The sequence below is a fragment of the Kitasatospora aureofaciens genome (assembly GCF_001188955.3).
Lineage (GTDB): Bacteria > Actinomycetota > Actinomycetes > Streptomycetales > Streptomycetaceae > Kitasatospora > Kitasatospora aureofaciens.
Genome location: NZ_JPRF03000015.1, coordinates 84,531 through 110,818, shown reverse-complemented (window position 1 = coordinate 110,818; position 26,288 = coordinate 84,531). Strand labels below are relative to the sequence as shown.

28 protein-coding genes, 1 tRNA gene and 2 pseudogenes are annotated in these 26,288 nt (G+C 71.6%); 23 read left to right on the top strand and 8 right to left on the bottom strand.

The window, feature by feature from the left end:
* The first annotated feature begins 80 nt into the window (after positions 1-80).
* Together HS99_RS08520 and rdgB are read left to right on the top strand one after the other, a co-directional pair.
* The gene (locus HS99_RS08520) at positions 81-470 is read left to right on the top strand and encodes a hypothetical protein (protein ID WP_030284101.1); all 390 of its coding nucleotides are present in this window, start codon (positions 81-83) and stop codon (positions 468-470) included.
* A gap of 31 nt (positions 471-501) precedes the next feature.
* Positions 502-1,107, top strand: coding sequence for an RdgB/HAM1 family non-canonical purine NTP pyrophosphatase (rdgB, locus tag HS99_RS08515; RefSeq protein ID WP_030284104.1), 606 nt, complete (start codon positions 502-504; stop codon positions 1,105-1,107).
* A 74-nt stretch (positions 1,108-1,181) separates the two neighbouring features.
* On the opposite strand, the gene HS99_RS08510 is transcribed toward rdgB, so the two are convergent.
* Positions 1,182-1,268 (bottom strand) — tRNA-Leu (locus HS99_RS08510).
* A gap of 12 nt (positions 1,269-1,280) precedes the next feature.
* Positions 1,281-1,964 (bottom strand): HNH endonuclease signature motif containing protein, encoded by a 684-nt coding sequence (locus HS99_RS08505; protein WP_046385594.1) that lies wholly within the window; start codon positions 1,962-1,964, stop codon positions 1,281-1,283.
* Positions 1,965-2,291: 327 nt separating this feature from the next.
* On the opposite strand from HS99_RS08505, the pseudogene HS99_RS08500 reads away from it, so the two are divergent.
* A pseudogene (locus HS99_RS08500) lies at positions 2,292-3,470 on the top strand (chitinase C-terminal domain-containing protein); the annotation flags it as partial.
* Between the two features lie 111 nt (positions 3,471-3,581).
* On the opposite strand, the gene bcp reads toward HS99_RS08500, so the two are convergent.
* On the bottom strand, positions 3,582-4,055 hold the full coding sequence (gene bcp / locus HS99_RS08495) for a thioredoxin-dependent thiol peroxidase (protein ID WP_030284109.1): 474 nt from the start codon (positions 4,053-4,055) through the stop codon (positions 3,582-3,584).
* 156 nt (positions 4,056-4,211) lie between these two features.
* On the opposite strand from bcp, the gene HS99_RS08490 reads away from it, so the two are divergent.
* The 3 genes from HS99_RS08490 to HS99_RS08480 all read left to right on the top strand — a co-directional run bounded on the left by HS99_RS08490 (position 4,212) and on the right by HS99_RS08480 (position 6,357).
* Positions 4,212-4,553, top strand: coding sequence for a DUF3618 domain-containing protein (locus HS99_RS08490; protein WP_030284111.1), 342 nt, complete (start codon positions 4,212-4,214; stop codon positions 4,551-4,553).
* A 224-nt stretch (positions 4,554-4,777) separates the two neighbouring features.
* Positions 4,778-5,080: a GroES family chaperonin gene (locus HS99_RS08485; protein ID WP_232543252.1), complete on the top strand. Its 303-nt coding sequence runs from the start codon at positions 4,778-4,780 to the stop codon at positions 5,078-5,080.
* Positions 5,081-5,181: 101 nt separating this feature from the next.
* Positions 5,182-6,357, top strand: coding sequence for a winged helix DNA-binding domain-containing protein (locus HS99_RS08480; RefSeq protein WP_030284140.1), 1,176 nt, complete (start codon positions 5,182-5,184; stop codon positions 6,355-6,357).
* A gap of 22 nt (positions 6,358-6,379) precedes the next feature.
* Here HS99_RS08480 and HS99_RS08475 read toward each other — a convergent pair whose 3' ends face one another.
* Positions 6,380-8,704 carry a transglycosylase domain-containing protein gene (locus HS99_RS08475; protein ID WP_050366766.1) on the bottom strand — a complete coding sequence of 775 codons (2,325 nt, stop codon included), beginning with the start codon at positions 8,702-8,704 and terminating at the stop codon, positions 6,380-6,382.
* Between the two features lie 279 nt (positions 8,705-8,983).
* On the opposite strand from HS99_RS08475, the gene HS99_RS08470 reads away from it, so the two are divergent.
* From HS99_RS08470 to HS99_RS08415, 12 genes are all read left to right on the top strand, one after another.
* Complete coding sequence (locus HS99_RS08470; protein WP_078938804.1) at positions 8,984-9,868, top strand: ABC transporter permease; 885 nt, start codon at positions 8,984-8,986, stop codon at positions 9,866-9,868.
* Complete coding sequence (locus HS99_RS08465) at positions 9,861-10,778, top strand: ABC transporter permease (protein ID WP_232543250.1); 918 nt, start codon at positions 9,861-9,863, stop codon at positions 10,776-10,778. Before HS99_RS08470 ends, HS99_RS08465 begins: the two co-directional genes overlap by 8 nt.
* Before the next feature lie 38 nt (positions 10,779-10,816).
* Positions 10,817-11,776 carry an ABC transporter ATP-binding protein gene (locus tag HS99_RS08460; protein ID WP_030558043.1) on the top strand — a complete coding sequence of 320 codons (960 nt, stop codon included), beginning with the start codon at positions 10,817-10,819 and terminating at the stop codon, positions 11,774-11,776.
* Between the two features lie 201 nt (positions 11,777-11,977).
* Positions 11,978-12,874 carry a glycosyltransferase family 2 protein gene (locus HS99_RS08455; RefSeq protein ID WP_030291145.1) on the top strand — a complete coding sequence of 299 codons (897 nt, stop codon included), beginning with the start codon at positions 11,978-11,980 and terminating at the stop codon, positions 12,872-12,874.
* Between the two features lie 171 nt (positions 12,875-13,045).
* The gene (locus tag HS99_RS08450) at positions 13,046-14,341 is read left to right on the top strand and encodes a DUF445 domain-containing protein (RefSeq protein WP_037831716.1); all 1,296 of its coding nucleotides are present in this window, start codon (positions 13,046-13,048) and stop codon (positions 14,339-14,341) included.
* Between the two features lie 159 nt (positions 14,342-14,500).
* Positions 14,501-15,520, top strand: a complete 1,020-nt coding sequence (locus HS99_RS08445; RefSeq protein WP_030291141.1) for an adenosine deaminase — start codon at positions 14,501-14,503, stop codon at positions 15,518-15,520.
* 140 nt (positions 15,521-15,660) lie between these two features.
* Positions 15,661-16,233: a toxin-antitoxin system HicB family antitoxin gene (locus HS99_RS08440; protein ID WP_030558045.1), complete on the top strand. Its 573-nt coding sequence runs from the start codon at positions 15,661-15,663 to the stop codon at positions 16,231-16,233.
* 125 nt (positions 16,234-16,358) lie between these two features.
* Positions 16,359-17,198 carry a DUF4097 family beta strand repeat-containing protein gene (locus tag HS99_RS08435; RefSeq protein ID WP_030291137.1) on the top strand — a complete coding sequence of 280 codons (840 nt, stop codon included), beginning with the start codon at positions 16,359-16,361 and terminating at the stop codon, positions 17,196-17,198.
* Entirely contained in the window at positions 17,198-18,124 is a 927-nt protein-coding gene (locus HS99_RS08430) for an ATP-binding cassette domain-containing protein (protein WP_030291135.1), read from the top strand. Before HS99_RS08435 ends, HS99_RS08430 begins: the two co-directional genes overlap by 1 nt.
* Positions 18,121-18,888, top strand: a complete 768-nt coding sequence (locus HS99_RS08425; RefSeq protein ID WP_030291231.1) for an ABC transporter permease — start codon at positions 18,121-18,123, stop codon at positions 18,886-18,888. Before HS99_RS08430 ends, HS99_RS08425 begins: the two co-directional genes overlap by 4 nt.
* A gap of 174 nt (positions 18,889-19,062) precedes the next feature.
* Positions 19,063-19,674 (top strand): hypothetical protein, encoded by a 612-nt coding sequence (locus tag HS99_RS08420; RefSeq protein ID WP_141763680.1) that lies wholly within the window; start codon positions 19,063-19,065, stop codon positions 19,672-19,674.
* A gap of 35 nt (positions 19,675-19,709) precedes the next feature.
* Positions 19,710-20,153 carry a hypothetical protein gene (locus HS99_RS08415; protein WP_046386342.1) on the top strand — a complete coding sequence of 148 codons (444 nt, stop codon included), beginning with the start codon at positions 19,710-19,712 and terminating at the stop codon, positions 20,151-20,153.
* 217 nt (positions 20,154-20,370) lie between these two features.
* On the opposite strand, the gene HS99_RS08410 is transcribed toward HS99_RS08415, so the two are convergent.
* Positions 20,371-20,769, bottom strand: a complete 399-nt coding sequence (locus HS99_RS08410; protein ID WP_197697988.1) for a hypothetical protein — start codon at positions 20,767-20,769, stop codon at positions 20,371-20,373.
* A gap of 253 nt (positions 20,770-21,022) precedes the next feature.
* On the bottom strand, positions 21,023-21,433 hold the full coding sequence (locus tag HS99_RS08405; protein ID WP_030558049.1) for a VOC family protein: 411 nt from the start codon (positions 21,431-21,433) through the stop codon (positions 21,023-21,025).
* 308 nt (positions 21,434-21,741) lie between these two features.
* On the opposite strand from HS99_RS08405, the gene HS99_RS08400 reads away from it, so the two are divergent.
* Positions 21,742-21,921 (top strand): hypothetical protein, encoded by a 180-nt coding sequence (locus tag HS99_RS08400; protein WP_050366767.1) that lies wholly within the window; start codon positions 21,742-21,744, stop codon positions 21,919-21,921.
* A gap of 984 nt (positions 21,922-22,905) precedes the next feature.
* Here HS99_RS08400 and HS99_RS40835 read toward each other — a convergent pair.
* On the bottom strand, positions 22,906-23,091 hold the full coding sequence (locus tag HS99_RS40835) for a DUF397 domain-containing protein (RefSeq protein ID WP_157881894.1): 186 nt from the start codon (positions 23,089-23,091) through the stop codon (positions 22,906-22,908).
* A 605-nt stretch (positions 23,092-23,696) separates the two neighbouring features.
* On the opposite strand from HS99_RS40835, the gene HS99_RS08395 reads away from it, so the two are divergent.
* The 4 genes and pseudogenes from HS99_RS08395 (at position 23,697) to HS99_RS08385 (ending at position 25,547) form a co-directional block, all read left to right on the top strand.
* Complete coding sequence (locus HS99_RS08395; RefSeq protein WP_030290703.1) at positions 23,697-24,098, top strand: hypothetical protein; 402 nt, start codon at positions 23,697-23,699, stop codon at positions 24,096-24,098.
* Between the two features lie 125 nt (positions 24,099-24,223).
* A pseudogene (locus HS99_RS47685) lies at positions 24,224-24,349 on the top strand (TetR/AcrR family transcriptional regulator); the annotation flags it as partial.
* A 28-nt stretch (positions 24,350-24,377) separates the two neighbouring features.
* The gene (locus HS99_RS08390; protein ID WP_232543253.1) at positions 24,378-24,818 is read left to right on the top strand and encodes an SDR family oxidoreductase; all 441 of its coding nucleotides are present in this window, start codon (positions 24,378-24,380) and stop codon (positions 24,816-24,818) included.
* Between the two features lie 174 nt (positions 24,819-24,992).
* Positions 24,993-25,547 (top strand): GNAT family N-acetyltransferase, encoded by a 555-nt coding sequence (locus HS99_RS08385; protein ID WP_030290707.1) that lies wholly within the window; start codon positions 24,993-24,995, stop codon positions 25,545-25,547.
* A 9-nt stretch (positions 25,548-25,556) separates the two neighbouring features.
* Here HS99_RS08385 and HS99_RS08380 read toward each other — a convergent pair whose 3' ends face one another.
* Positions 25,557-26,240: a TetR/AcrR family transcriptional regulator gene (locus tag HS99_RS08380; RefSeq protein WP_030290709.1), complete on the bottom strand. Its 684-nt coding sequence runs from the start codon at positions 26,238-26,240 to the stop codon at positions 25,557-25,559.
* Between the last annotated feature and the right edge of the window lie 48 nt (positions 26,241-26,288).

Below are 26,288 nucleotides of genomic sequence, written 5' to 3'. Positions count from 1 at the left end.
GCAGCGCCCTCGCTGCGGGAACCGCGCACCCGGTGGCGCGCGTCCCTCCCCACGGAACCCCCGCCCACCAGGAGGACCGGATGCCGTCGAGCATCGCCCGCCCCGCCGCCCTCGCCGTGGCCGGACTGATCGCGATCCTCCCGCTCAGCATGGTCAGCTGCTCCGCCGCCCAGAAGGCCATCGACTGCGGCAACACCGCCGTCAAGGTCACCGGCGACATCGCCGACCTCGCCAAGGCCTACGACAACTCCAGCAACGACTCGGCCGCCGGGGGGAAGGCGCTCCAGAAGCTCAGGGGCGACCTCGACCAGATCGGCAGGAACTCCAAGAACACCGACGTCGCCAAGGCCGTGAGCGACCTGCAGAAGCAGGCCGACAAGGTCCAGCAGGCCGTCGACAAGAAGCAGGCCCCCGACCTCAAGCCGCTCGGCGACGCCGCGGGCAACCTCACCTCGGTCTGCACCGGCTGATCGGTTCCGTCCTCTCGGTAGGGTGGGCGATATGTCCACCCGTCTGATCCTCGCCACCCGCAACCAGCACAAGGTCGCCGAACTGCGCGCCATCCTCGGCGACGCCGGGCTCGACGTCGAACTCGTCGGCGCCGACGCCTACCCCGAGATCCCGGACGTCCCCGAAACCGGCGTCACCTTCGCCGAGAACGCCCTGCTCAAGGCCCACGCCCTCGCCCGCGCCACCGGCCTGCCCGCCGTCGCCGACGACTCCGGCCTCTGCGTGGACGTCCTGAACGGCGCACCCGGCATCTTCTCCGCCCGCTGGTCCGGCAAGCACGGCGACGACCGCGCCAACCTCGACCTGCTGCTCGCCCAGCTCTCCGACATCGCCGAACCCCACCGCGGCGCCCACTTCTTCTGCGCCGCCGCCCTCGCACTGCCGGACGGCACCGAACGCGTCGTCGAGGGCCGCCTCCTCGGCACCCTGCGCACCACCCCGGCCGGCGACGGCGGCTTCGGCTACGACCCGATCCTCCAGCCCCTCGGCGAGGCCCGCACCTGCGCCGAACTGACGGCCGACGAGAAGAACGCCATCAGCCACCGTGGCCAGGCCTTCCGCGCCCTCGCCCCGGTGGTCAAGGACCTCATCGGCTGACGGGAAGTCCGAAACGACGAAGGCCCGCCCCGAGATCATTCTCGGGGCGGGCCTTCGACTTTTAGGTGTAATGCTGGTGCGGCCTGAGGGACTCGAACCCTCACGGGGTTTCCCCCACCGGATCCTAAGTCCGGCGCGACTGCCAGCTCCGCCAAGGCCGCCTGGCCTCTAGTCTAGGGCCTCGCTTCCGGTGGGAACACCGCGATTTCATTCGGCGCCTTGCGCCCGTTCTTGTTCCGCCCGCAGTAGGTGTCGGTGACGGCATGGCAGTTGGGGCAGAGCAGCCGGAGGTTGTCGGGCCGGTTGTCCGACCAGTCGCCGTTGACGTGGTCGACCTCCAGGGTCATCGGCCGTCCGCGCCACGTGGGGCCCGTACCGCAGCCCTCGCACTGCTCCGGTCGGCCGAGCTCGGTCAGCGCCGTGCGGATTCGTGTGCCCGGGATCCGCTTGGCCCCCTGGGTGCGCCGGGTGAGGAGGTCGGCGGCTGGGATCCGGGCACGGGAGTGCTTGCCCCGATTGTGGGCCTGCCCTGTGAAGTGGGAGGTGTCGATGTCGAACGCTTTGATCCGCCGTCCGATGTGGGCCTGGGTTCCGCCGGCCTGGCGCTGGCGGAGGTATCGCACGACCCCGGCCACGCCGTGCGACGCCGAGACGGCCTCCTGGAGGACTTCCCGGGTGTAGACGGTTCCGATCGGGCGGAAGTGCGAGGTGTCGATTCCGTGGTCGGTGAGTTTGCGGCGAAGGTACTTCCGCCTGTCGAGGTTCGGTTCGCGGTCGAGTGCGATCAGCATCTCGTCCAGCGTGGTTGCGGCCGCTGCGGCTTCGGCGAGCAGTTCGCGGGTGTACTTGACCGGCAAGGTTGTTCCCCTTGTGGGCTCGTGAGCCCCCTTCTCCGGTGTGGCAACGATCGGCGGGCGGAAGGGTTGCGGCTCCAATTGGTACAGACCTATCGACCTAAGTGGTCCAGACCACATAGCTTCGGCGCCAATTGGAACCCCCACGTGCGTGCTCCCCCACGGGCATGCGCCGACACTCTCTCCTGGAGGACCGAGTGTTGATCCGAAAGAGCTCCGCCGCCCGGGCCGGTGCGGCCTCGTTGGCGGTGGCCTCGTTGGCCGGGCTGGTGATGGCGACGCTGGGTGCGGCGCCCTCGCAGGCGTCGGCGGCGGTCGACAACGCGGCGTGCCGGCCGGACGGGCTGTACCGACAACATCTGGAACGACAAGGACGACGCCGGCAAGGAGTCCCCGGCCGGGTCGAACCCGATGTGGCACGCCAAGAACCTGGAGAAGGGCATCCTGCCCGACTACCTGGCCGGGTACGGCGTGACCGACACGGCGCTGCGGGGCAGCTACACCCGCAACTACAGCAACTCGCTGGTGGCGCCGTGGCTGTGGAACGACACCAAGAAGGTGTTCCTGTCCACCGAGGACGAGCAGTCGGTGGGCGCCAAGGCGGACTACATCGTCGACCAGGGCGCCGGCGGCGCGATGATCTGGGAACTCGCGGGCGACTACAGGTGGGACACCACGGCCAACGGCGGCAAGGGCGAGTACGTCCCGGGCTCGACGCTGACCTCGCTGATGTACGACAAGTTCAAGGCGGCGAGCCCGTACGGCGCGGCCCGCTCGACGGTCCCGCTGCCGCAGCAGACCCTGCCGATCGACGTGTCGTTCACCAACTTCGCGCTGGGCGACTCGAACTACCCGATCAACCCGAAGCTGCACATCGTCAACAACTCGACGCTGACCCTGCCGGGCGGCACCGAGTTCCAGTTCGACTACAGCAACTCGGCCCCGGGCAACGCCAAGGACCGTGCCGGCTTCGGGCTGCAGGTGATCCGGCAGGACAACCCGGGCCCGGGCAACGCGGGCGGGCTGAAGGGCACCTACAACCGGGTGTCGGTCAAGCTGCCGGGCTGGCAGTCGCTGGCGCCGGGGGCCTCGGTCGACATGGACTTCGTCTACTACCTGCCGGTGTCCACGCCGTCGAACTGGACGGTCAACGTGGCCGGGACGCTGTACGGGATCAAGGGTGACCTGACCCGGGGCGCGCTGGACAGCGGTACGCCGACGCCCATCCCGACGCCCACCCAGACGCCCACTCCGACTCCGACGGGCACCCCGACCGGGACCCCGACGCCGACCCCGACCGGTACTCCCACGGGGACGCCCGCCCCGACCCCGACCCCGGCCCCGGGCACCTGCACGGCCGCCCCCGGCTGGGACGCGGGCACCACCTACGCGACGCCGACCAAGGTGTCCTGGAAGGGCCACTACTACCAGAACAAGTGGTGGACCAAGGGCGACGACCCGGCCGCCGGTGGCGCCTGGGGCGTCTGGAGCGACCTCGGTGCCTGCTGAGCCTGACGGCGGCGGTCACCGGAGGTGAGGAACGGCGGTGGCGGCACACCCGGTCGGGGGGTGGGCCGCCACCGCTGCGTTCGGTGTTCGGTGTTCGGTGCGGAGGAGGGATCAGGCCTCGACCTTGAGGTCGCGCAGCAGCTTGGCGACGTGCCCGGTGGCCTTGACGTTGTACAGCGCGCGCTCGACCTTGCCCTGCTCGTCGACGACGATCGTGGAGCGGATCACGCCCTGGTAGGTGCGGCCGTAGTTCTGCTTCTCGCCGTAGGCGGCGTACGCCTCCAGCACCTGGTGGTCCGGGTCGGAGAGCAGGGTGACCTTGAGGTCCTCCTTCTCGCGGAACTTGCCGAGCTTCTCCGGCTGGTCGGGGGAGATGCCGATGACGTCGTAGCCGGCGCCCGCGAACACCTCCAGGTTGTCGGTGAAGTCGCAGGCCTGCTTGGTGCAGCCGGGGGTGAGGGCGGCCGGGTAGAAGTAGACGATGACCTTGCGGCCCAGGTGGTCGGCGAGGGAGACCTGGTTGCCGTCGGCATCGGACAGGCTGAAGGCGGGTGCGGTGTCGCCGGGCTGGAGGCGCTCAGTCACGGTCGTACTCTCCTGGAGGCTGGGACGGGCGGTCGTACCACGGCAAACCTACCCCCGTTGGTGGGTGGGGCCGCGCGTCCGTGCCCGGCAGCTGACAGACTGGGTTGGTCGCACAGGACGACAGGACGACATCGGCAAGTGAATGGGGTGGCCCGAGTGGGCGGTGCGAGCACGCAGGACAAGCCGGAGCGGACGGCTGCGCAGATCGAGGCGGACATCGAGCGCACCCGCGAGCGGCTCGCGGTGAACCTGGACGAGCTGGCCGTGCGGATCCACCCGAGCACCATCTCGGCGCAGGTCAAGGCAAAGGCGATGGCCGCCGTCGAGGAGAAGACCGCCAAGGCGTACGTGGCCGCGAGCGGCCTGGTCGAGAAGGCCAGGGCGCAGTTCGTGGACGAGAAGGGGCAGCCGCGCAAGGAGCGGATCGTCCCGGCGGCGCTGGTCGGCGTCGGTCTGGTGCTGCTCATCGCCTCCTCCCGCAAGCGCCGCAAGGACTGACGGACGCCGCGAGGACCGACGAGGGCCGCGAGGACCGGTCAGGGGTCCCGCAGGGCCGGACCGCCGTGGGCGGGCCGGCCCTTCCGCATGCCGGGCCAGCGTCACGCGCGGCGCTCCGGGGCGGTACCTTCGGGATCGTGAGTACGAACGACAACCCGACGCATTCCGACCCCGGGCACGAGTCCACGCGGCACGACCGGCTGGGCGAGAAGCTGCCGATCCGGATGCTGCACGACCGCGTGCTGGTGCGCATCGAGGGCAGCGAGGGCGAGCGCCGCTCGACCGGCGGCATCCTGATCCCGGCGACCGCGGAGCTAAGTAAAAGGTGCACGTGGGCGGAAGCTGTGGCTGTCGGCCAGAGCGTGCGCTCGGTGGAGCCCGGTGACCGCGTCCTGTACGACCCGGAGGACAAGCTGGAGGTCGAGGTCAGGGGCGCGACCTACGTGCTGCTGCGTGAGCGCGACCTGCACGCGGTGGCGGCGAGCCGCTTCGGGGACACCGAGGGGTCGACCGGCCTGTACCTGTGACCGCGGCCGCGGTGCGGCCGCGGGGGTTCCGTGTGGCGGGTCCGTCGGCCGGATTGTGGCCGGCGGACCCGTTCGACGGTGGTGACCGCTAGGGTCCGGGCATGAGTGTCCCGGTGATCGGTGTTGGGGAGCGGCGGGCCCGGTTGGGGCGTCGGCAGCTGTTGGCGCCCTCGGCGCGGGCGGCGCGGGTGGAGGACGTGGCCGACGCGGTGGTCGGCCTGCACGCGACGGACGCGGCGACGGTGTACCTGTCGGCCTGTGCGCGGCTGGCGGAGCCCTCGGCGGCGGAGGTGGACCGGGCGCTGTACGGGGACGTCTCGCTGGTGAAGCTGCTGTCGATGCGGCGGACGATCTTCGCGGTGACGGAAGGGCTGGCCCCGTACGTGAGTGCGGGGGCGGCGCGGGCGATCGCGGCGAAGGAGCGGGCGACGCTGCTGAAGCACCTGCGGGACCACGCCGAGGGCTGGGACGCGGCCCGGCTGGCGGAGACGGAGCGCGAGGTGCTGGCCGCGCTGGCCGTGCGCGGGGAGGCGACGACCAAGGAACTCGGCGAGGCCGTGCCGCAGTTGCGCGAGACGATGCTGATGTCGGCGGGCAAGGCGTACGAGGCGAAGCAGAGCGTGGGCAGCCGGCTGATGCGGTTGCTGGCCTCGGACGGGCACGTGCGCCGGTGCCGTCCGCGCGGGTCCTGGTTGAGCAGCAGCTATCCGTGGGCGCTGGTGCCGCAGTGGCCGGACGTGCCGGTGCGGGAGGCGAAGGCGGAGGTGGTGCGGCGCTGGCTGGCGGCGTACGGGCCCGGCACGGTCGAGGACGTGAAGTGGTGGACGGGCTGGACGCTGGGGGAGGTCCGGACGGCGCTGGCGGACGTGGGGGCGCGGGGCGTTGCCCTGGCGGACGGCGCGGCGGCCCTGGTGCTGCCGGGGGACGAGGGGCCGGTGGCGGCCCCGGAGCCGTGGGCGGCGCTGTTGCCGGCGCTGGACCCGGCGGTGATGGGCTGGCGGGGGCGGGACTGGTACCTGCGGCCGGAGGACGTGCCGGCGCTGTTCGACCGGGCGGGCAATGCCGGGCCGACGGTGTGGTGGTGCGGCGAGGTGGTCGGCGGCTGGGCGCAGCGGGCGGACGGCGAGGTGGTGTGGCGGCTGTTCCGGGACGTCGGGGTGGAGGCGGAGCGGGCGGTCGCGGTGGAGGCGGGGCGGTTGGCGGCGTGGTTGGGGGAGGTGCGGGTGACGCCGCGCTTCCGGACGCCGCTGGAGCGGGAGTTGGTCGCGAAGGGGTAGCCGTGTGGGCCCCGTCGCGGGTTCACCGGGCCGGGGCGGGGGCGACCGCCGTACCGCTGGGGCCGGCGGTGGCGGTGGGCGGGTCGCTGGGCCGGGCGGACCGGGTCTGGGTGGGCCGGCTGCTGGGGCTGGGCTGGTCCTGGCTGGGGGTGGGCCGGGGGTTCTGCGGGCTGGGGGCGACCGGGCCGGGGTTGGGCTGGTCGGTGGCGGCGGGTGCGCTGGGGGCGTGGCTGGGGGTGGTGGCGGGGGCGCTGGTGGCGGTGGCGGTGGTGGTGGGGGTGGCGCTGGGGGAGCTGCTGGTGGGGGCGCCGGTGGTGGGCCAGTTGTCGGGGCCGGGGTCGGTGTGGCCGGTCTGCAGGTCGAACTGCCGGGTGGGGGTGCCGCTGAGGGCGGCGGTCATGTAGTCGGTCCAGATCTTGGTGGGGAAGGCGCCGCCGTTGATCCGGGTGAGGCCGGCGGTGCCGGCCAGCGGTTCCTTGGCGTGGCTCTTCGGGTTCTCCCGGAACAGGCCGACGGTGGTGGTGAGTTCGGGGGTGTAGCCGGCGAACCAGGCGGAGAGGTTGGCGTCGGTGGTGCCGGTCTTGCCTGCGGCGGGGCGGTCGAGGTCGAGGGCGGCGGAGCCGGTGCCGCGGGGGCTGACGACGTCGCGCAGCACGTCGGTGACGGAGTCGGCGATGTTGCGGCCGACGGCGTCGGTGGCCTTGTGGTCGGGCATCTTGGGAACGTCGACGGCGCCGCCGGGGTTGACCCGTTCGAGTTTCTGGACGGACCAGGGGGTGTGGGCCTGGCCGTGGTTGGCGAGGGTGGCGTAGGCCCCGGCCAGGTCGAGGGCGCTGGGGGTGGCGGTGCCGAGGGTCATCGAGGTGTTGGCCGGGTCCATGCCGCGGACGCTGTCGGGGATGCCGAGTTTGACGGCGGTGTCCCGGACGCGGGCGAGTCCGGCGTCGACGCCCTCCTGGGCGTAGACGGAGTTGACGGACTTGACCATGGCGTAGCGCAGGGTGATGTTGCCGTAGTCGACGTCGTCCTCGTTGGGCGGCGCGTAGGGGGTGGGGCCGCCGGTGACGGGGCGTTCGCTGGTGCCGTCGTAGCGGGTCTCGGTGGTGATGGGGCGGCCGTCGACGGTGTGCTGGGCGATCAGGCCGGCGGCGAGGTCGATCGGCTTGAAGGTGGAGCCGATCTGGTTGTCCTGGCGCAGGGCGTCGTTGAAGGGCTGCTTGGCGTAGTCGGGGCCGCCGTAGACGGCGACGACGCGGCCGGTGGCGGGTTCGACGGAGGCGCCGGCGACCCGGACGTCGGTGTCGGTGGTGGGGCGGGCCTTGGGGTCGAGTTCGCCGGTGAGTTCGTCCTGGACGGCTTTGACGAAGGCGTCCTGCTTGGGCTTCTCGAAGGTGGTGGTGATCCGCCAGCCGCCGGCCTTGAGGGTGGCGGCGTCGATGGTGCCGGAGGAGATGAGGTAGTCGTCGGCGACGCCGACCAGGTAGCCGGCCTGGCCGGCGAGGCCGGTGGCGGGCTGGGGGTCGATGGGTTCGGGGAAGGTGGCGGCGTTGCGGTCGGCGGTGGTGAGGAAGCCGAGTTGGACCATGCCGTCGAGGGCGTAGTTCCAGCGGGCGACGGCCTTCTCCCGGTTGGCGGGGGTGGCGGTCCTGACGTCGTAGAGGCTGGGGGCCTGGAGCAGGGAGGCGAGGTAGGCGCCCTGTCCGAGGGTGAGCTGGGAGACGTCGACGCCGTAGTAGGCGTGGGCGGCGCTCTGGATGCCGTAGGCGCCGCGGCCGAAGTAGCTGCTGTTGAGGTAGCCGGCGAGGACCTCGTTCTTGCTGCGCTGCTGGTCGACCTTGAGGGCGATGAAGAGTTCGCGGCCCTTGCGTTCGAAGGTCTGGTCCTGGGTCAGGTAGTAGTTCTTGACGTACTGCTGGGTGATGGTGGAGCCGCCCTGCATGCCCTTGCCGAGCAGGGTGTTCCAGCCGGCCCGGAGCATGCCCTTCAGGTCGATGCCGCGGTTCTGGTAGAAGGTGCGGTCCTCGGCGGAGACGACGGCCTGCTGGGTCTGCAGCGGGATCTGGTCGATGGTGACGTCGGTGCGGTTGACGGCGCCGGTGCGGGCGATCTCGGTGGTGCCGTCGGCGTAGAGGTAGATGTTGTTCTGGGCGACGGCGTGGGCGTTGGGGTCGGGCACCGGGACGATGACGTAGAGCACGGCGAAGGCGCCGACGGCGAGCAGCAGCAGCGCGGTGAGGGTGCCGAGGGTGATCCGCCAGGTGGGCAGCATCCGGCGCCAGAGGGGGAGGGCGCGGCGGGCTTCGCGGCGGGCGGCCCGTTTGGCCTGGCGTCGGGTGCTCAAGGTCATGACGGGATTATCTGCTATTTGACGTGGGCTCAGCGGAGGTCCGGGTCTGAGGTGCGCGGTTGTGCGGGTGGGGCCGCGCGCCCCGGGGTGCGTCGGAAAACCGGGTGCGGGGGTTGGGGCCCGGCGGTACGGTGAAAGGTGCAAATCGCATAGCGCACCGCCTTCCGACAGCTCCGCCCGCCCGCCCGGTACCCCCGGGTGCGGCCGGTCGGAGCCGCTGGGGCGTGCGCGGACGGCTGCGGGCAGCCGCCCGCCCGTATTTGTCGACAAGGAGACAATATGCAGAACGCTGCGCTGGTCGGGGCGAGGCCCCCTGATACCTCCGGTGGCTCCGCACGCGGGGCCGCCTTCGGCGGATCCGCCCCCGGGCTGTACGCCGCCGTCGCCCGCGGCGCCTTCCGCCGCTACTCCACCTACCGGGCCGCCACCCTGGCCGGCACCTTCACCAACACCGTCTTCGGCATCATCCTGGCCTCCTCCTTCCTCGCCCTCTGGCAGGCCAGGCCCAGCCTCGGCGGCTACGACCAGAGCCAGGCCGTCACCTACATCTGGGTCAGCCAGGCACTGCTGGTCACCGTCGCCGTCTGGGGCGGGGGCTTCCAGGACGACCTCCAGGACCGCTTCCGCAGCGGCGACATCGCCGTCGACCTCTACCGGCCGGTCGACTTCCAGGCCTGGTGGCTGGCCACCGACCTCGGCCGGGCCGCCTTCCAGGCTCTGGTCCGCGGCACCGTGCCGATGCTGGTCGGCGCACTGGTGTTCCGCACCCGGATGCCCGAACACCCGCTGACCTGGGTCTTCTTCCTGCTCTCCGCCCTGCTGGCGGTGCTGGTCAGCTTCGGGCTGCGGTTCCTGGTCTCGATCACCGGCTTCTGGCTGCACGACTCGGAGGGGGTGCGCGCGGTGATGCTGGTGGTCTCGATGTTCTTCTCCGGGATGCTGCTGCCGATCGCGCTCTTCCCCGGGTGGCTCGGCGACCTCGCCCCGCTGCTGCCCTGGGCGGCGCTGGTCAAGGTGCCGACCGACGTCTTCCTGGAGCGGGCGGACGGCGCCGGACTGCTCGGCGCGCTGGGCTTCCAGCTGGGCTGGGCGGCCGTGCTGCTCCTCGCCGGGCGGGGCGCGCAGTGGCTGGCCACCCGCCGGGTGGTGGTGCAGGGTGGCTGAGCCGTTCACCACCGAGCCGTGCGCCGCTGAGCCGGCCACCGCTGAGCAGGCCACCGCTGAGCCGGCCACCGCTGAGCCGTTCGCCTCCGAGCCGTTCCTCGCCCGGACGTCCTGGGCGGTCCGCTCCTGGTGGCTGTGCGCCCGGATGTGGATGCGCTCGATGATGGCCTACCGGGCCTCCTTCCTGCTGAACCTGGTGGCCAGTCTGGTCACCCACTCCCTCGACTTCGTCGTCCTGGTGATCATGTTCGAGCACACCGACCGGCTCGGCGGCTGGAGCCTGCCGGAGATCGCCTTCCTCTACGCCACCGCGACCTTCTCCCTCGGCATGGCCAACCTGCTGGTCGGCTCGGCCGACGGCCTCGGCGTGCGGATCATGAGCGGATCGCTGGACACCATGCTGATCCGCCCCGCCCCCGCGCTGTCCCAGCTGTGCGCCGAACGCTTCAGCCTGCGCCGGCTCGGCCGCCCCCTCCAGGCCCTGATGGTGCTCGCCTGGTCGCTGGCCGCCCTGGACGTGCGCTGGACCTGGGACCGGGTGCTGCTGGTGCCCGTCCTGCTGGTCTGCGGCAGCGTCATCTTCGGCGCGATCTACGTCGGCGGCGCCACCGTCCAGTTCTGGTGGGGCGAGTCCAAGGAGATCCAGAACTCCTTCACCTACGGCGGCGCGACCCTGCTCCACTACCCGCCGACCATCTTCGCCAAGGAACTGGTCGCCGGAGTGGTCTTCGGCGTCCCGCTGGCCTTCGTCAACTGGCTGCCCAGCCTTCGCATCCTCGACCGGCCCGACCCGCTCGGACTGCCCACCGCCTTCCAGTACGCCTCCCCGGTCGCCGCCGCGCTGTGCGTCGCCGCCGCCGGGGCGGCCTGGCGGGCCGGGCTGCGCGCCTACCGCGGCACCGGCAGCTGAACTTCCGTACTCCGTACTCCGTGGGGAGGAGAACCACCATGGCACTGATCGAACTCCAGGACGTCCACCGCACCTTCACCGTGCGCGCCCGCACCGGCCGGTTCAGCCGGGTCAGGCGCGAGGTGCGTGCGGTGGACGGGCTCAGCTTCACGGTCGAGGCCGGCGAGTGCGTCGGCTACATCGGCCCCAACGGCGCCGGCAAGTCGACCACCATCAAGATGCTCACCGGCATCCTCGTCCCCAGCTCCGGCCGGTTGCGCGTGGCCGGCGTCGACCCGGCCCGCGAACGCGTCGCACTGGCCCGCCGGATCGGCGTCGTCTTCGGCCAGCGCACCACCCTGTGGTGGGACCTCCCGCTGCGCGACTCCTTCGAACTCGCCCGCCGGATCTACCGGATCCCCGACCGGCGGTACCGCGAGAACCTCGGCCGATGCGTCGAACTGCTCGACCTGGGCGGCTTGTTGGACACACCCGTACGGCAGCTCTCACTCGGCCAGCGGATGCGCGGCGACCTCGCGGCCGCCCTGCTGCACGACCCCCAGGTGCTCTACCTGGACGAGCCGACCATCGGCCTGGACGTGGTCAGCAAGGGCAAGGTGCGCGAGTTCCTGCGCGAGGTCAACCGCGACCGCGGCACCACGGTGCTGCTCACCACCCACGACCTCACCGACATCGAGCAGCTCTGCGGCCGGGTGATGGTGATCGACCACGGCCGGGTCGTCCACGACGGCGGACTGGACGGGCTGCACGCCGCCGGGCGCAGCGAGCGGACCCTGGTGGTCGACCTGGCCGAGGCCCGGCCGCCGATCGAGGTGGCGGGTGCGCGGGTGGTGAAGGTCGAGGGGCCGCGCCAGTGGCTGGCCTTCCCGGCCCGGGAGAGCGCGGCACCGATCGTGGCGGAGGTCGCGGCGCGGTACCCGCTGGTGGACCTCTCGGTGCGCGAGCCGGCCATCGAGGACGTGATCGCGCGGATGTACGCGGAGGTCTCGATCGGATAGCGCTGCCGGGCGGGCGTACGCAGGGGGCGCGATCGGGTAGCGCTGCCGGGCGGGCGCACGCGGAGGTCGCGACCGGCCGGTCCGTCCGGATCGGTGTTCGGATTCGGCCACCCGTCCGGGGAGGGTACGTGACTCCCCGGCGGGCGGCCGAGTTGACGGTGCGAGGTTCCGCTCGACCCCATCCCGGAGGCCCGCCGCCCGATGACCGCACCCGACGTGACCGTGGTGGTCGCGGTCCACGACACCGTGCCGCACCTCCCCACCTGCCTGGACTCGTTGGTCGGGCAGCCCCTGGCACGGGAGCGGCTGGAGGTGGTGGTCGTCGACGACGGCTCCACGGACGGCGGCGAGGCGCTGCTGGACGAGTACGCCGCCTGGCACCCCGGACTGGTCCGGCTGGTCCACCAGCCGGACCAGCCGTTCACCCCGGAGGCCTGCCTGCGGGCGGACCGGGTGTCCGTCCTCGCCGACTACGACTGCTGTTGCCCGGTGCCGCGCGAGGAGGATCGGGGCGACAGCACCGAGTGGGCCCCGGTGCTGAACCGGCTGCGCGGGATCGCCGCACTGCAGCAGGTCGCCGACGAACTGGCCGAATCCGGCGAGGAGTCGGAAGCCATCCGGGCCCGCACCTTCGCCTGGGACGTGCCCCGGCTGCTCCGGGCCGACTTCCTCCTGCTGGACGACGGGCTGCAGCGGCGGGTGTGCGCCGAGATCGGCCGGATGGTCGAGCGGTTCGGCGCCCGCGAGGTGTACCACCGGCTGCCGGTCGCCGCGCGCCTGCGGCTCGAACTCGCCGCCGCCGTAAGGCCCGGGGCGCTGCGCGACCAGATCCGTTACGAGGCCGCGCACGGCGAACCGCCGGTGGTGGTCGACGGGCGGCGGCACTACGCGGGCTTCCCGGCGTTCCGGGACGCCCGGCTCGGCCTGCCGGACGAGCTGTTCCTGCTGCGCGAGGAGCCGGTGTTCGAGGCAGCGCCGCCGCTCAACCTCGCCCAGCAGCTGTGGCGCGGCGCCGTCCCGGAGCAGCTGCGGCGCCGGCTGCGGCGACACCCGGCATGGCGCCGGCTCGCCAACTCGGTTAGTGCGGGCCGCGGCTGACCGTCCGGACGGCTGCCCGGACGCCCGGGGGAACGGCCGCGGTGGACGTCCAGGGGGACGTCCGGGGGGACGGCTGCCCGAGCGTCTGTGTGGTCGCGTGTGGTCGCGAACCGGCGCGGGTGATCACGGGGCACGCCCCCGTCCGCGCCGGACACCGGGCAGACTGGCGGGGTGAGTGACGAAGCCTTCAGCGGGACCGGCCCCGGGGTCCGGTTCACCGCGGCCGACGAGCAGAAGAAACGCGGCGTCCGCCGGATGAAGACCATCGCGACCGGTCTGTTGGCCTTCGCGACCCTGGTCTTCGCCCTGTCCACCTGGGCGAAGGCGGCCGGCGCCGGCGCCTGGGCCGGGTACGTGGCGGCCGCCGCCGAGGCGGGCATGGTCGGCGCGCTGGCCGACTGGTTCGCGGTGACGGCGCTGTTCCGCCGTCCGTTCGGCCTGCCGATCCCGCACACCGCGATCATCCCGACCAAGAAGGACGCCTTCGGGCGCTCGCTCGGCGAGTTCGTCGGCGACAACTTCCTGGCCGGTCACGTGGTGCGCGGCCGGCTTGCCGCGCTGGGCATCGGCCGTCGGCTGGGGGAGTGGCTGGCCGCGCCGGGCAGCGCCGAGCGGGTCACCAAGGAGGCCTCGGCGGCGCTGCGCGGCCTGCTCGCTGTGCTGCGCGACGACGACGTGCGGGCGGTGGTCGCCGAGGCGGTGACCAGGCGGGCCGCCGCCACCTCGGTGGCCGAGCCGATGGGCCGGATGCTGGGCAAGGTGGTGGCGGACGGCGGGCACCGCGGGGTGGTGGACCTGGTCGCCGTCCGGGCGCACGGCTGGCTGACCGCCAACCACGAGGACGTGGTCCGGAAGGTCACCCAGAAGACCCCGGGCTGGACGCCGAAGTTCCTCGACCAGCAGGTCGGCGAGCGGGTCTACAAGGAGCTGATGCGCTTCGTCACCGACATCCGGGACGACCCCGACCACCCGGCCCGCGGCGCGATCGACAACTTCCTCGCCGACTTCGCCACCGAGCTGCAGACCGACCCGGAGACCATCGCCCGGGTCGAGCGGGCCAAGGGCGAGCTGCTGGCCCGTCCCGAGGTGCAGGACCTGATCAACTCCACCTGGGCGGCCGTGCGCACCCTGGTGATGGGCGCGGCCGAGGACGAGGACAGCGAACTGCGCCGGCGTATCCGCGAGGGCGTGCGCCGCTTCGGCGAGCGCCTGGCCACCGACGCCAAGCTCCAGGCCAAGGTGGACGGCTGGCTGCAGGACGCCGCCCAGTACCTGGTCGACACCTACCGGGCGGAGATCACCTCGCTGATCTCCGAGACGGTCGCGGGCTGGGATGCCGACGAGGCCTCGCGCAAGATCGAGGCCAACGTCGGACGGGACCTGCAGTTCATCCGGATCAACGGCACCGTGGTCGGCGCGCTGGCCGGGCTGCTGATCCACACCGTCGCGGTCGCGCTCGGGGGGTGACTCCGGGCCCGGCGGCCCTGGGTTGCGCCTATCCTTGGCCGATGTTCGCGGTACGCGCGTAGAGGCGCGGAGCAGAAGGAGAAGGGAACCACCGTGGTCCAGCCGGACGGAAGTCGGATCGGAAGCCCCACTGGCAGCGGCAGCGCCGCTGACCGGAGCATCGAGGCGTTCATCGCCGGGATGCCCAAGGCGGAACTGCACGTGCACCACGTCGGCTCGGCCTCGCCGCGCATCGTCGCCGACCTGGCCGCCCGGCACGCCGGGAACTCCAAGGTGCCGACGGACCCGGCGGCGCTCGCCGAGTACTTCACCTTCACCGACTTCGCGCACTTCATCGAGGTCTACCTGAGCGTGGTGGACCTGGTCCGCGACGCCGAGGACGTCCGCGCGCTCACCTACGGCGTGGCCGAGGACATGGCCCGGCAGAACATCCGGTACGCCGAGCTGACCCTCACGCCGTACTCCTCGGTCAGGCGCGGCATCCCCGACGTGGCCTACATGGAGGCGATCGAGGACGCCCGGCTGCGCGCCGAGAAGGACCTCGGCGTCGTGCTGCGCTGGTGCTTCGACATCCCCGGCGAGGCCGGGCTGGAGGCGGCCGAGGTCACCGCCCGCCTCGCCACCGAGCTGGCCCCCGAGGGCCTGGTGAGCTTCGGCCTGGGCGGTCCGGAGATCGGCGTGCCGCGCCCGCAGTTCAAGCCGTACTTCGACCGGGCGCGCGCGAGCGGCCTGCGCTCCGTGCCGCACGCCGGTGAGACCACCGGGCCGCAGACGGTCTGGGACGCGATCCGCGAGCTCGGCGCCGAGCGCATCGGGCACGGCACCCAGGCGGTGAAGGACCCGGCGCTGCTCGACCACCTGGGCGAGCACCGCATCCCGCTGGAGGTCTGCCCGACCTCCAACATCGCCACCCGGGCCGTCGAGCGGATCGAGGACCACCCGATCAAGCGGATGGTGGACGCCGGCCTGCTGGTGACGGTCAACAGCGACGACCCGCCGATGTTCGGCACCGACCTCAACACCGAGTACGCGGTGGCGGCGCGGCTGCTGGGGCTGGACGAGACCGGTGTGGCGGCGCTGGCCCGCAACGCGGTCGAGGCCTCCTTCCTGGAGCAGGCGGGCAAGGCACGGCTGGTCGGCGAGATCGACTCCTACCTGGCGGGCTGGCAGCAGGGCTGAGTTTCCGCAGGTGAACCGCCCCGTCGACGCTCGGTCGGCGGGGCGGTTCCGTTGTGGGTGCCGAGCGCAACTGCGAGATGGTGCCAAAGTGGTGCCACAAATGACTCGACATGGCACCACGTCCGTGCCATCCTTGGGTCATGGACCTCACGCCGTACGTCGAAAACCTCCGGAACGAGCTCGCGGTGGCCGCCGCCACCGGCGGGGACGAAGCGCGTGCGCTGGCCGAGCGGCTGACGCTCCCGCTGGAGTCGGCCGTGCGGCTCACCCTGCTCAACGCCCTCTCGGCCGCCATGGGGGAAGTCACCCGTGACCTCGCCCCGGGTTCGGTGGACGTGCGGCTGCGCGGCCTCGACCCCGAGTTCGTGGTGACGGCACCGCCAGGTGCCGACGCCTTCCACGGTGAGGGCTCGCCCGCCGAGCCGCCGATGGCGCCGTCAGTGGCGCCACCAGTGGCACCATCCGCGTCGCCCGTGGTGCCGGAGGCCGACGAGGCGGGCACCGCCAGGATCAACCTGCGCCTGCCCGCCAACCTCAAGGCGAGGGCGGAGGAGGCCGCCGGGCAGGAGGGCCTCTCCCTCAACGCCTGGCTGGTCCGGGCCGTCGCCGGTGCGGTCGAGGGCGGCCGCCCGGTCGCCCGCCCGGCCGCCGCCCTCGGCAGCCGCACCACGCGCAGCGTCGGCGGCCAGGGCTTCACGGGCTGGGTCCACTGACACCTCCGCGCCCCTGACACCTCCGCGCGACTGACACCTCCGCTCCACCGACCATCTGCCCCTGCAACGTCACCCCCGCTCCGACCAGCGGGAACACCCACACGAGCCAAGAGGACGGGACAGCCATGCCCACGTACGAGACCGACGGACCGATCTCCGTCGCCCTGGACTTCGAAATCGGCTCGGTGTGGATCCGGGCGAGCAAGCGCACCGACGCGGTGGTCGAGGTCCGGCCCACGAGCGCGACCAGGGACGCCGACATCAAGGCCGCCGAGCTGACCCAGATCGACTTCTCCGGCGGCCGGCTCACCCTCAAGGGCCCCAAGCAGCGCACCGTCTTCTCCAGCCGGAAGGGCTCGGTCGAGATCACGGTCGAGCTGCCCGCCGGCTCCGAGGTGCACGCGGAGTCCCCGATGTCGGACTTCGTCGCCGAGGGCCCGCTCGGCGACTGCCGGATCAAGACCTCCATGGGCCGGATCCAGCTCGACCGGGCCGAGAACGTGCGGATCAAGACCGACATGGGCGACATCCGGCTCGGCAACGCCGCCGGGGACGCCGAGGTGACCGGCTCCGGCCGGATCGAGGTCGGCACCGTCGGGGGCCGGCTGACGGTCAAGAACAGCAACGGCGACACCGAGATCGACGAGGCGCGGGGCGAGCTGACGGCCAACTCCTCCAACGGCCGGATCCACGTCGGCACCGCCGAGGCGGGCGTGCAGGCCAAGACGGCGAACGGGCACATCCGGCTGGGCCGGGTCGTCCGGGGCAGGGTCGACCTGCAGGCCGGTGTCGGGGACGTCGAGGTCGGCATCGCGGAGGGCACGGCGGCCTGGCTCGACGTGCACAGCAAGTTCGGTGCCATCCGCAACGACCTCGGCCCGGCGCAGGGCCCGGGCGACGCCCGGGAGACCGTCGAGGTCCGTGGCACCACTCAGGTCGGCAGCATCACCATCCGGAGGGCCTGATGGCGGCGATCTCGGCGGTCGGACTGACCAAGTCCTACGGGGACAAGGCGGTCCTGCGGGGCATAGACCTGTCCATCCCGGCCGGCACGGTGTTCGCCCTGCTCGGGCCGAACGGCGCGGGCAAGACCACCACGGTGGAGATCCTCTCCACCCTGATCCCGGCCGACGCCGGCTCGGTCCAGGTGGCCGGCCACGACCTGGTCCGCGAGGCCGACGGGGTGCGGAGGGCGATCGGGGTGACCGGCCAGTTCTCGGCGGTGGACAACCTCCTCACCGCCGAGGAGAACCTGATGCTGATGGCCGACCTCAACCACCTCCGCCGTCGGGAGGGGCGGAGGCGGGCCGAGGAACTGCTGCGGCGCTTCGACCTCACCGACGCCGCGCGCAAGCCCGTCGTCACCTTCTCCGGCGGCATGCGGCGCAAGCTCGACCTGGCGATGACCCTGGTCGGCGACCCGAAGGTGATCTTCCTGGACGAGCCGACCACCGGGCTGGACCCGCGCAGCCGGCGCACCATGTGGGAGATCATCCGGGGGCTGGTCGCCGATCACGGGGTGACGATCTTCCTCACCACCCAGTACCTGGAGGAGGCCGACCAACTCGCCGACCGGATAGCCGTCCTGGACGGCGGCCGGATCGTCGCCGAGGGCACGGCCGAGGAGCTGAAGCGGATCGTCCCCGGCGGGCGGATCCGGCTCCAGTTCACGGACGCCGGCCAACTGGACACCGCGGCCGCGCTGTTCGACTACGCCACCGCCGATGCGGAGGCCCTGCGACTGGACATCCCCGGGGACAACTCGGTGATCACCGTGAAGGCCGTGCTGGACACGCTCGACAACGCCTCCGTACGGGCCGAGTCGCTGGTCGTGGAGACGGCCGACCTGGACGACGTCTTCCTGCAACTCACCGGGGAGGGTGCGCGATGAGCGCGACGACCTACGCGGTCAGCGACTCGCTGACCATGCTGCGACGGAACCTCAAGCGCGCCCAGCGTTATCCGGCGATGACCTTCTCCGTCGTCGTGATGCCGGTGATGATGCTGATGCTCTTCAACTACGCCTTCGGCGGCGCGCTGGGAGCCGGCATCGGGGGCGGCAGCTACATCGACTACGTGACGCCGGGGATCGTGCTGATGACGGCGACGGCCGGTTCGGTCGCCACGGCGGTGGGTGTCTGCGTCGACATGACCGAGGGGATCGTCAACCGCTTCCGGACGATGGCGATATCGCGGTCGGCGTTCCTGACCGGGCACGTGGTCGGGAGCGTGATACAGACCCTGGTCGCACTGGTGCTAGTGATCGGCGCGGCCTTCGCCATGGGGTTCCGGTCCAGCGCGGGGCCGGTGGAGTGGCTGGCGGCCGCCGGGCTGCTGCTCTTCGTGACACTGACGCTGACGTGGATCTCGGCGGGCATCGGGCTGGTCTCGAAGACGCCGGAGAGCGCGAGCAACACGCCGCTGCCGCTGACGTTCCTGCCGTTCATCGGCAGCGCGATCGTCCCGCCGGACTCGATGCCGACCGTGCTGCGGTGGTTCGCCGAGTACCAGCCCTTCACCCCGATCATCGAGACCCTGCGCGGCCTGCTGATGGGCACCGGGATCGGCAACAGTGGCTGGATCGCCCTCGCCTGGTGCACCGGCCTCACGCTGCTCGGTTACGTCTGGTCGCGGAGCGTCTTCTACCGGCGGTAACAGGGGTGCGGCCGGTAGCCACCAGGGCGGCTCGGGGAGGCGGAGAAACCCGCCTTCCCGGGCCGCCCCGCCGTCCCCGGGGCAACGGGACGGGCCGTCAACAGCCGCCGGACGCGGGCGCTTCCTGTAGTAAAGTCCGCGCAAAGATCGGCAAAAGACCGGCCGGGGGGGCGGATGGCGGCGAGGCGTCGTAGACGGATTGCCTGGGGGCTGAGAGGGACGGCCCTCGCCGCGCTCCTGGCGTACCTGCCGGGCTGGCACGCCTCCCGCTCGGGCGGCCTGGTGATGGTCGAGCACTGGCTCAACCGTCCGAGGCTGCTGATCGGCGCAGCGGTGGTGCTGGTCGTGCTCTCGCTGGTGGTCGAGCTGGAGTTCCGCACCCGGTTCTCGCAGATCGGCTGTGCGGTGCTCCTGGTGCCCCTCGTCGTCGCCGCGGTACCGGTGCTGTCCGTGTCCCTGGTGTTCAGCGGCCACGGGGGCCGGGAGGACCGTTTCGTCAGCCCGAACCGCTCGAACCGGGTGCTCAGCGTCACCAACGTCGCCTTCTCGATCGACCCGGTCTACCAGGTGGAGTTGGAGACCGGCAGCGGCTGGTCCGCCCGCCACTGGAGCCTGGGAACCTGGAACACCAGGGGCGGAGACTTCGTCCGCATCGACTGGTCCGGCCCGGACCAGATCACCGTGACCGGCCGCCACAAGCTCACCGTCTTCGACGTCCACCCCGACGGCAGCCTGAGCGAACCCCGAGTCCTGCCCAAGCAGTCCGACCCCGGAGCGGAGTCCTAGCTCCAGCCGAACCCGTCCCCGTCTAGGCTGGCCCGATGCGGCAGGCGATCCGCGAGCGGTGGGGAGCACAGCCGCGCTGGGTGTGGTGGGTGGCGGCGGTGTACGTGGCCGGGTTCGTCGAGGGGGCCGGAGTGCACGCCGTCGACGTGCTCAGCGGCGGACTGCACGCGTACCGGGCGTGGCCGCCGGCGAGCCAACTGCTGTTCCACGCCATGCTGGTACTCGATCCGCTCGCCGCCGTGCTGGTGGCGCGGGCCCGCCCGGCGGGGCCGCTGCTCGGCGCCTGCATCATGGTCGCCGACCTGGTGGCGAACTGGTGGGGTAACTGGGACGGCCTGATGCGCCATCCACTCGACTACCTCCAGTTCGTCGGGCTGCCGGTGATGACGCTCTTCGGACTGTTCGTCTTCGCCACCGCGGCCCCGCTCCGCCGGGCGCTCCGCAGCGCCGACCGGGCCCCGCGCATCCGACCGGCCTGAGCCCGGCGACCCCGTCGAGCCCGCCGCCCCCCGGAGCTCACCGGGCCCGTCGGCCCTGCCGTGCGCCCCGAGGGTCAGCTCGAAGCAGCCGGTTGGCGCCGGTGCTCGCACCCGGTCGGTCGTGAGAGTGCTCCTGCCGGCGAAGGGCCCGGCTCTCCGTCTTCGGGAGGAGAGCCGGGCCCCGTCCGGAGGGCGTGCGCACCTCACGTCGGCTGGGTCACCAGCGGTCGATGCCCATGGTGTTCGCGGCGCTGTGAATGGCGTTGTAGTGCGGGATCGACATGTCGGACTTCTTCTGCCCGGCCGGGAGGTGCTTGTCGGCGGCACGGAACTCGTCGCGGGCGGCGGCGAGCAGGCTGGTGCCGTAGGAGACCGGGACATCGTTGGTGCCGTGGGCCGGGTGGGACTTGGCAGCCGTCTGGCTGCCGGCCTGGGCGAGGATGCTGCGGGCCTGGTTGTAGGCGGCGGCCTTGACCGTCTTCGGGTTGCGGACCTGGGCCTGCACCCCGGCCGCCGACCGGGTCTGCTCGGCGGCCGTGGCGACGGGGGCGACGGCGGCGGTGAGGGCGCCGGCGACGGCGACCGCGGCGAGGGCGTTGCGGACGAGCCTGTTCATGCGAAATCCTTCCGTAAGAATTCCAAAGGTTCGCCTCCGCGTCGGACTTGGGAATCGTCGGAGCGCGAACGTCTCCGCACTACCCCGGCCACCGAGAGCGGAAAACCGGATTCCGGCGGGTTCGTTCGGAAGCGATGGGATCCGGCCGTTCTCCGGACCCGGGGAATTCGTATCGTCGGACCGGAAGGACGCGCCCTTTCCCGGACCGGCTCCGTAGGGGAGCCCGCTGCCGGAATCCGTGCCCGTGGCAGGCCTACGCGTTGGACCAGGACCGGGTGGACAGCACCAGCAGGTAGCCGTCCGGGTCCTGGACGGTAACGCCCCAGGTGTCCCAGTACGGGTTGTGCGCCGGCACCCGCTTGCCGCCGTGCCGTTCGAGCCGCTCCACCAGCGCGTCGCTCACGGGCTCGCCGAGGTAGACGACCAGCAGGTCCTCGGCGGTGGGCCGCGGCTGAACGGGCGCGGCGGGGTCGTGGACGAGCTCCAGATGCCAGGCGGCGGTGGGCCAGCCGACCATGAGGAGCGAGTGCTCGCCGGGGACGCCGTCCGTCGTGTGCCGGTACAGGACGTCGAGGCCGAGGCCCGAGACCCAGAAGCGCTCGGCTGCGGCCAAGTCCAGCGATGGGCGGGCGATGCGGAGGTGCGCGGTGGCGTCGGCCGGCATGGTTCTGACTCCAGGTGCGGGGGGAGGGGAGGGCGGGCTCCCGGTGGCAGTGAGCCTAGGGATCACGCGAGGGGGTGCCATCGGGCGCTGGTCCTAGTCCGCCGGCCCCGGACCCCCGGTCCTCGGGGCCCGGTCCTCGGGGCCTGGGCGGGCCGGGTGAACGACGAGGGGTGGTTCACGGAAGAACTCAAGGAACTCAGCTCCCTCGGGTGCGGCGATTCGAGGCAATCCGATGCGCATCGCCTCGCGGTCGTGACCGAACGAACCGTCACGCGCATGCGAGGGAACACCGCAGAAGGAGAAATCCCTTGTTCACCACCAAGAAGGCCACCGCCATCACTGCTGCGGCGCCGGCGGCCTCCGGCGTCATGGCCACCGCAGCGCCTGCTTCGGCGGGTGTCCGCGCCGCTTCGGAGAACGTCCGCTGCTTCAACGAGCATTGGCGTGACAACAGCCCGCGTCAGCTGTGGGATGTCACGTCCGCCTGAGTGGTGGGTGGTGCGAACGCGGACGGGCCCGGCACCTTGGTAGGTGCCGGGCCCGTCCGGCTTGGAGCGCCAGGCCCGGGTTGCACGGACTCTTCCTACTGAAAGTAGGACGTGCTCTGGTAGCACCGCTGACGCCTGACGGGGGATTGTCTCCCTCGCGACGAGAAGAAGACTAGCAGCTCAGCGGCTGTGCTCCGAACCGGGGAGGGGTGCCGGGGGAGCCCGGCCTGTTGGGGTCGTGGGTCGTTCCATCGCCCAGTAGCTCGACCAGGATCGGGTCATCGAAGCGGCCCCGATTGGCAAGCCCGTGGGGGAGATGCTCTTGGTCAACAGCCCGCGCCAGCTGTGGGATGTCACGCCGTCCTGAGTGGTGGGTGGTGCGAACGCGGACGGGCCCGGCACCTTGGTAGGTGCCGGGCCCGTCCGGCTTGGAGCGCCAGGCCCGGGTTGCACGGACTCTTCCTACTGAAAGTAGGACGTGCTCTGGTAGCACCGCTGACGCCTGACGGGGGATTGTCTCCCTCGCGACGAGAAGAAGACTAGCAGCTCAGCGGCTGTGCTCCGAACCGGGGAGGGGTGCCGGGGGAGCCCGGCCTGTTGGGGTCGTGGGTCGTTCCATCGCCCAGTAGCTCGACCAGGATCGGGTCATCGAAGCGGCCCCGATTGGCAAGCCCGTGGGGGAGATGCTCTTGGTCAACAGCCCGCGCCAGCTGTGGGATGTCACGCCGTCCTGAGTGGTGGGTGGTGCGAACGCGGACGGGCCCGGCACCTTGGTAGGTGCCGGGCCCGTCCGGCTTGGAGCGCCAGGCCCGGGTTGCACGGACTCTTCCTACTGAAAGTAGGACGTGCTCTGGTAGCACCGCTGACGCCTGACGAGGAATCGTCTCCCTCGCGACGAGAAGAACAGTAGCAGGTCAGCGCCCGTGATCCGAATCGTGAGCGCACCGGCCGGCACCTCCGGCCGGTGCCGGGGAGGAGGATCCGTCAGATGTCGAACTCCCCGTTTCGGATGGCGGAGACGAGGTCGCGCCATTCGGTGGGAGTGAGTCGGGCGACGGCGTCGGGGAGCAGGCTGCTGCGGACATAGACGGCATCGGGAGCTATTGCCACTTCGGGGCAGTTGTTGCCGTCGCCGCACGCGGTGGGCTTTTGCCAAGCGAGTTCTTCCACCAGGACCTCACAGGCTGTTCATGATGCTGGAGATCGCATCGCGGGAGGCTGACGGATCGAGCGAGCGATCGCGCCTCATCCCGATGATGTTCCGGTAGTTCTCCAGCTGGTTCATCTGGGTCAGAAACGCTGGTGATCCTACGGAGTCCAGCTGAACGGTATCGAGGCATCAACCTCCTCGCGCTCCTGCGTGAGTGCAAGCGCAACCGCGACGGCGGTCACCACCGATTCCCCGACTCCTGGTCGCCGATCCCCTCACCGCCTGCTCCCGCGCGCTCCGCAGGATCCGGGCTTCCGGCCTTCGGCGGGGCCTGGCCAGGCAACGCCCCGTCGGGCCGTCGTCCACCTCCCGCGCCGGCCTCGCCCCCAACTCGGCCTCGAACACAGGAAGTCGGCCCGACCGCCTTCCTGAGTGCACCTGCACCGCATCGCGCCGCAACAATGATCCGTCAACTCGTGGACAACGGACGTGACATGGCGCATTCCTTGCCCCACAGGGCACTTGACGTTCGATCTTCACTCTTGGAAGAGTCGACGACAGCACGAACTCCAGTCCCACGAAGCCGAGTTCGAAGCTTCTTTCATCGAAACGGGGTAGGTTTCTCATGCTCACCAAGAAGATCGCCACCGCAGCGGTCGCCGTGGCCGCCGCAGGTGTCCTCGCCACCGCCACATCGGCGTCCGCGTCCACCACCCTCTACAACACGGGCACGGCGACGGTCGGTGCGGGCCTGTCCAACACCTGCACGTCGCGGACCGTCAACCTGGCCGCCGGTTCCTACGGCTGGGGCTTCTACGACTCGGCCCCCTACGTGAGCAGCACGATCACGGTCGCCGCGGGAAGCTACACGTGGACCGACTGCCTGGCGGTGAGCGTGGACTACGACTTCCTGAACTCGACGCTCCAGCTCAACGGCAGCACCTCGGCTCCGAAGACGCTGCGCGCATCGCGGTGGCTCTCCCAGGGCACCCACACCTACGGCAGCTTCCTCAAGCCGAACTTCTAGGGCCGGCGCGTCCTCGGCCCGGCGGGGCCTCGACCCTCGGTCGGTCGGGGCCCCGACGTGTTGTTCGCCCCGAGCAGTTGACCTCGGGGTCAAATAATCACTACGGCGGCGGCGTGGGCAGACCGATGAGCTTCGAGCCGGACGTGGTCATCGCGCGGGCGATGGAGACCTTCTGGACCAAGGGCTACGGTGACACCTCCCCGGCCGACCTCGCGGAGGCGACAGGGGTGCCCAAGGGCAGCCTCTACCACTCCTTCGGCTACAAGCCTGTTCAGTGCGATGCGGACCACCAGGGCGGCGCTGCCGAGCATCCTGGACCGCCGCGGTGCGATCGTGAACGTCTCCTCGGGCAACGCCCGCACGCCCACCGGTTCGCCGGTCGGGTACGCGGAGGCGAAGGCAGCGCTGACCGTGTTCGGCAAGCGGCTCAGCGAGGAGCTGGCGCCGCGCGGTGTCCGTGTGAACACCGTCTCGCCGGGCGTCGTGGCCGGTCCGTTGTGGACCGACCCCGACGGCTTCGGCGGCAAGGTGGCCGCCGCGTCCGGCCTCGGACACGGCGACCTGCTCGCGGGGCTGCCCGGTCGGATGGGCATCGCCTCGGGGCGTCTCACCGAGCCGGCGGAGGTGGCGGATCTGGTCGTGTTCCTGCTGTCCGACCGCGCCGCCGACATCCACGGCGCCGACCACGTCGTCGACGGCGGCACCCTCAAGACCGTCTGACCCCGCGCGCCACAGCCGCCGGACTCGCCCAGCTGGTCCGAACTCGCTCAACAACCCGGTCGAGTACCAGTTCACGGTCAACGGCGTGTCCGGATCCGTGAACGGCGCCAGCCGCTCCGCCCGCTTCGCAAAAGGGGGTTGTCGGCGCGGTCGGGCGGTCGTGATGATCGTGCGATGAGCACCATCATCAGACGGGTACGGACCGACGAGTGGGAGCGGGTCAAGGAGATCCGCCTCGCCGCGCTGCAGGACCCGGTCGCGCACCTCGCCTTCCTGGACACCTACGAGAACGCCTCCGCCAAGCCCGACGGCTTCTGGCAGGAGCGCACCGCCGGGGCCGCCGAGGGCGAATCCGTGTGGCAGGCCGTCGCCGAGGCCCCTGACGGGCGCTGGCTCGGCACCATGACCGTGTTGGTCGAGCGGCCCGGCGGGAACGGCGCCCTCGGCGGCGATGTCATCACCGTCCCGCAGGCCCACGTCGTCGGCGTCTACGTCCGCCCCGAGGCTCGCGGCACCGGCCTCGCGCACGAGCTGATCGAGGCCGCCCAGGACTGGGCCTGGTCGCTCAGCGAGCCCCGGCTCCGGCGAGTGCGGCTGTTCGTCCACGAGTCCAACGCCCGCGCCGAGGCGATGTACGTGCGGGCCGGCTTCAAGCCCTCCGGCGCGTCCGTGCCGGTGCCGGGCGACGAGACGCACCGGGAGATCGAGCTCGCCGTCGAGCGGGACTGACGCGGCCCGCTAGCGCACGGCTTCCTCGCCGCGCGGCTCCGCCGTCGCGGCGAGGGCGCCCGGGAGCTCGGCGCAGGCGGCTCGGAGGCGTCGGGTGAGGTCCTCGCGGGTGTGTCCGGCGGGCTGGGCCACCCAGGCGGCGAGGGCCTGGTGGAAGGCGGAGAGCAGCATGTCCAGCGCGAGCCGGACGCGCAGGGCGGCGATGCCCTCTTCGGCGGTGCCCTTCTCGGCGGAGTCCAGGGTGAACCGCCGTTCGGTGACGGCCGCCGCCTCCCGGCTGACGCGGTTGCAGAAAGCCAGTCCGTGGGCATCCATCGAGGGCGTCCTGGCGGCCAACCTCCGGCTGGCCAGGGCGCGTTGGGCCCATGTGTCGCTGGGCATCCGGCCGATCGCCTCGACCAGTGCTTCCTCGTAGAGCGAGACCAGCGGGCGGCCCTGCGGCGGATGGTCCTCCAGCACCTCCAGGAACGCGGTCCAGAGGTCCTGGGTGGGCGCCGCCGCGACGTCCTCCTTGCTGCTGAACGTGCGGAAGAACGTCCGCTTGGAGACCTCAACCGACTCGCACAGCTGGTCCAGGGTCACCCGGTCGAAGCCGTGCTCGCCGAACAGCTCCAGCGCGGTGTCGATCAGTGCCTGGCGGGTGCGCAGCTTCTTGCGCTCGCGCAGCGGGAGCACCGGGTTCTCGGGAGTCATCGAGGCCAGTGTATCCAAGCAGCTATTGCCACCTGTAGGCTTGTGCCA

Coding starts and splice junctions, on each gene's coding strand:
- HS99_RS08470 (WP_078938804.1), top strand. CDS start 8,984: ATGCAGAACGCTGCGCTGGTCGGGGCGAGGCCCCCTGATACCTCCGGT.
- HS99_RS08435 (WP_030291137.1), top strand. CDS start 16,359: ATGCCCACGTACGAGACCGACGGACCGATCTCCGTCGCCCTGGACTTC.
- HS99_RS08425 (WP_030291231.1), top strand. CDS start 18,121: ATGAGCGCGACGACCTACGCGGTCAGCGACTCGCTGACCATGCTGCGA.
- HS99_RS08480 (WP_030284140.1), top strand. CDS start 5,182: ATGAGTGTCCCGGTGATCGGTGTTGGGGAGCGGCGGGCCCGGTTGGGG.
- HS99_RS08430 (WP_030291135.1), top strand. CDS start 17,198: ATGGCGGCGATCTCGGCGGTCGGACTGACCAAGTCCTACGGGGACAAG.
- HS99_RS08475 (WP_050366766.1), bottom strand. CDS start 8,704: ATGACCTTGAGCACCCGACGCCAGGCCAAACGGGCCGCCCGCCGCGAA.
- HS99_RS08405 (WP_030558049.1), bottom strand. CDS start 21,433: ATGCCGGCCGACGCCACCGCGCACCTCCGCATCGCCCGCCCATCGCTG.
- HS99_RS08455 (WP_030291145.1), top strand. CDS start 11,978: ATGACCGCACCCGACGTGACCGTGGTGGTCGCGGTCCACGACACCGTG.
- HS99_RS08385 (WP_030290707.1), top strand. CDS start 24,993: ATGAGCACCATCATCAGACGGGTACGGACCGACGAGTGGGAGCGGGTC.
- HS99_RS08380 (WP_030290709.1), bottom strand. CDS start 26,240: ATGACTCCCGAGAACCCGGTGCTCCCGCTGCGCGAGCGCAAGAAGCTG.
- rdgB (WP_030284104.1), top strand. CDS start 502: ATGTCCACCCGTCTGATCCTCGCCACCCGCAACCAGCACAAGGTCGCC.
- HS99_RS08440 (WP_030558045.1), top strand. CDS start 15,661: ATGGACCTCACGCCGTACGTCGAAAACCTCCGGAACGAGCTCGCGGTG.
- HS99_RS08410 (WP_197697988.1), bottom strand. CDS start 20,769: ATGAACAGGCTCGTCCGCAACGCCCTCGCCGCGGTCGCCGTCGCCGGC.
- HS99_RS08420 (WP_141763680.1), top strand. CDS start 19,063: ATGGCGGCGAGGCGTCGTAGACGGATTGCCTGGGGGCTGAGAGGGACG.
- HS99_RS08415 (WP_046386342.1), top strand. CDS start 19,710: ATGCGGCAGGCGATCCGCGAGCGGTGGGGAGCACAGCCGCGCTGGGTG.
- HS99_RS08390 (WP_232543253.1), top strand. CDS start 24,378: ATGCGGACCACCAGGGCGGCGCTGCCGAGCATCCTGGACCGCCGCGGT.
- HS99_RS08485 (WP_232543252.1), top strand. CDS start 4,778: ATGCTGCACGACCGCGTGCTGGTGCGCATCGAGGGCAGCGAGGGCGAG.
- HS99_RS08460 (WP_030558043.1), top strand. CDS start 10,817: ATGGCACTGATCGAACTCCAGGACGTCCACCGCACCTTCACCGTGCGC.
- HS99_RS08520 (WP_030284101.1), top strand. CDS start 81: ATGCCGTCGAGCATCGCCCGCCCCGCCGCCCTCGCCGTGGCCGGACTG.
- HS99_RS08395 (WP_030290703.1), top strand. CDS start 23,697: ATGCTCACCAAGAAGATCGCCACCGCAGCGGTCGCCGTGGCCGCCGCA.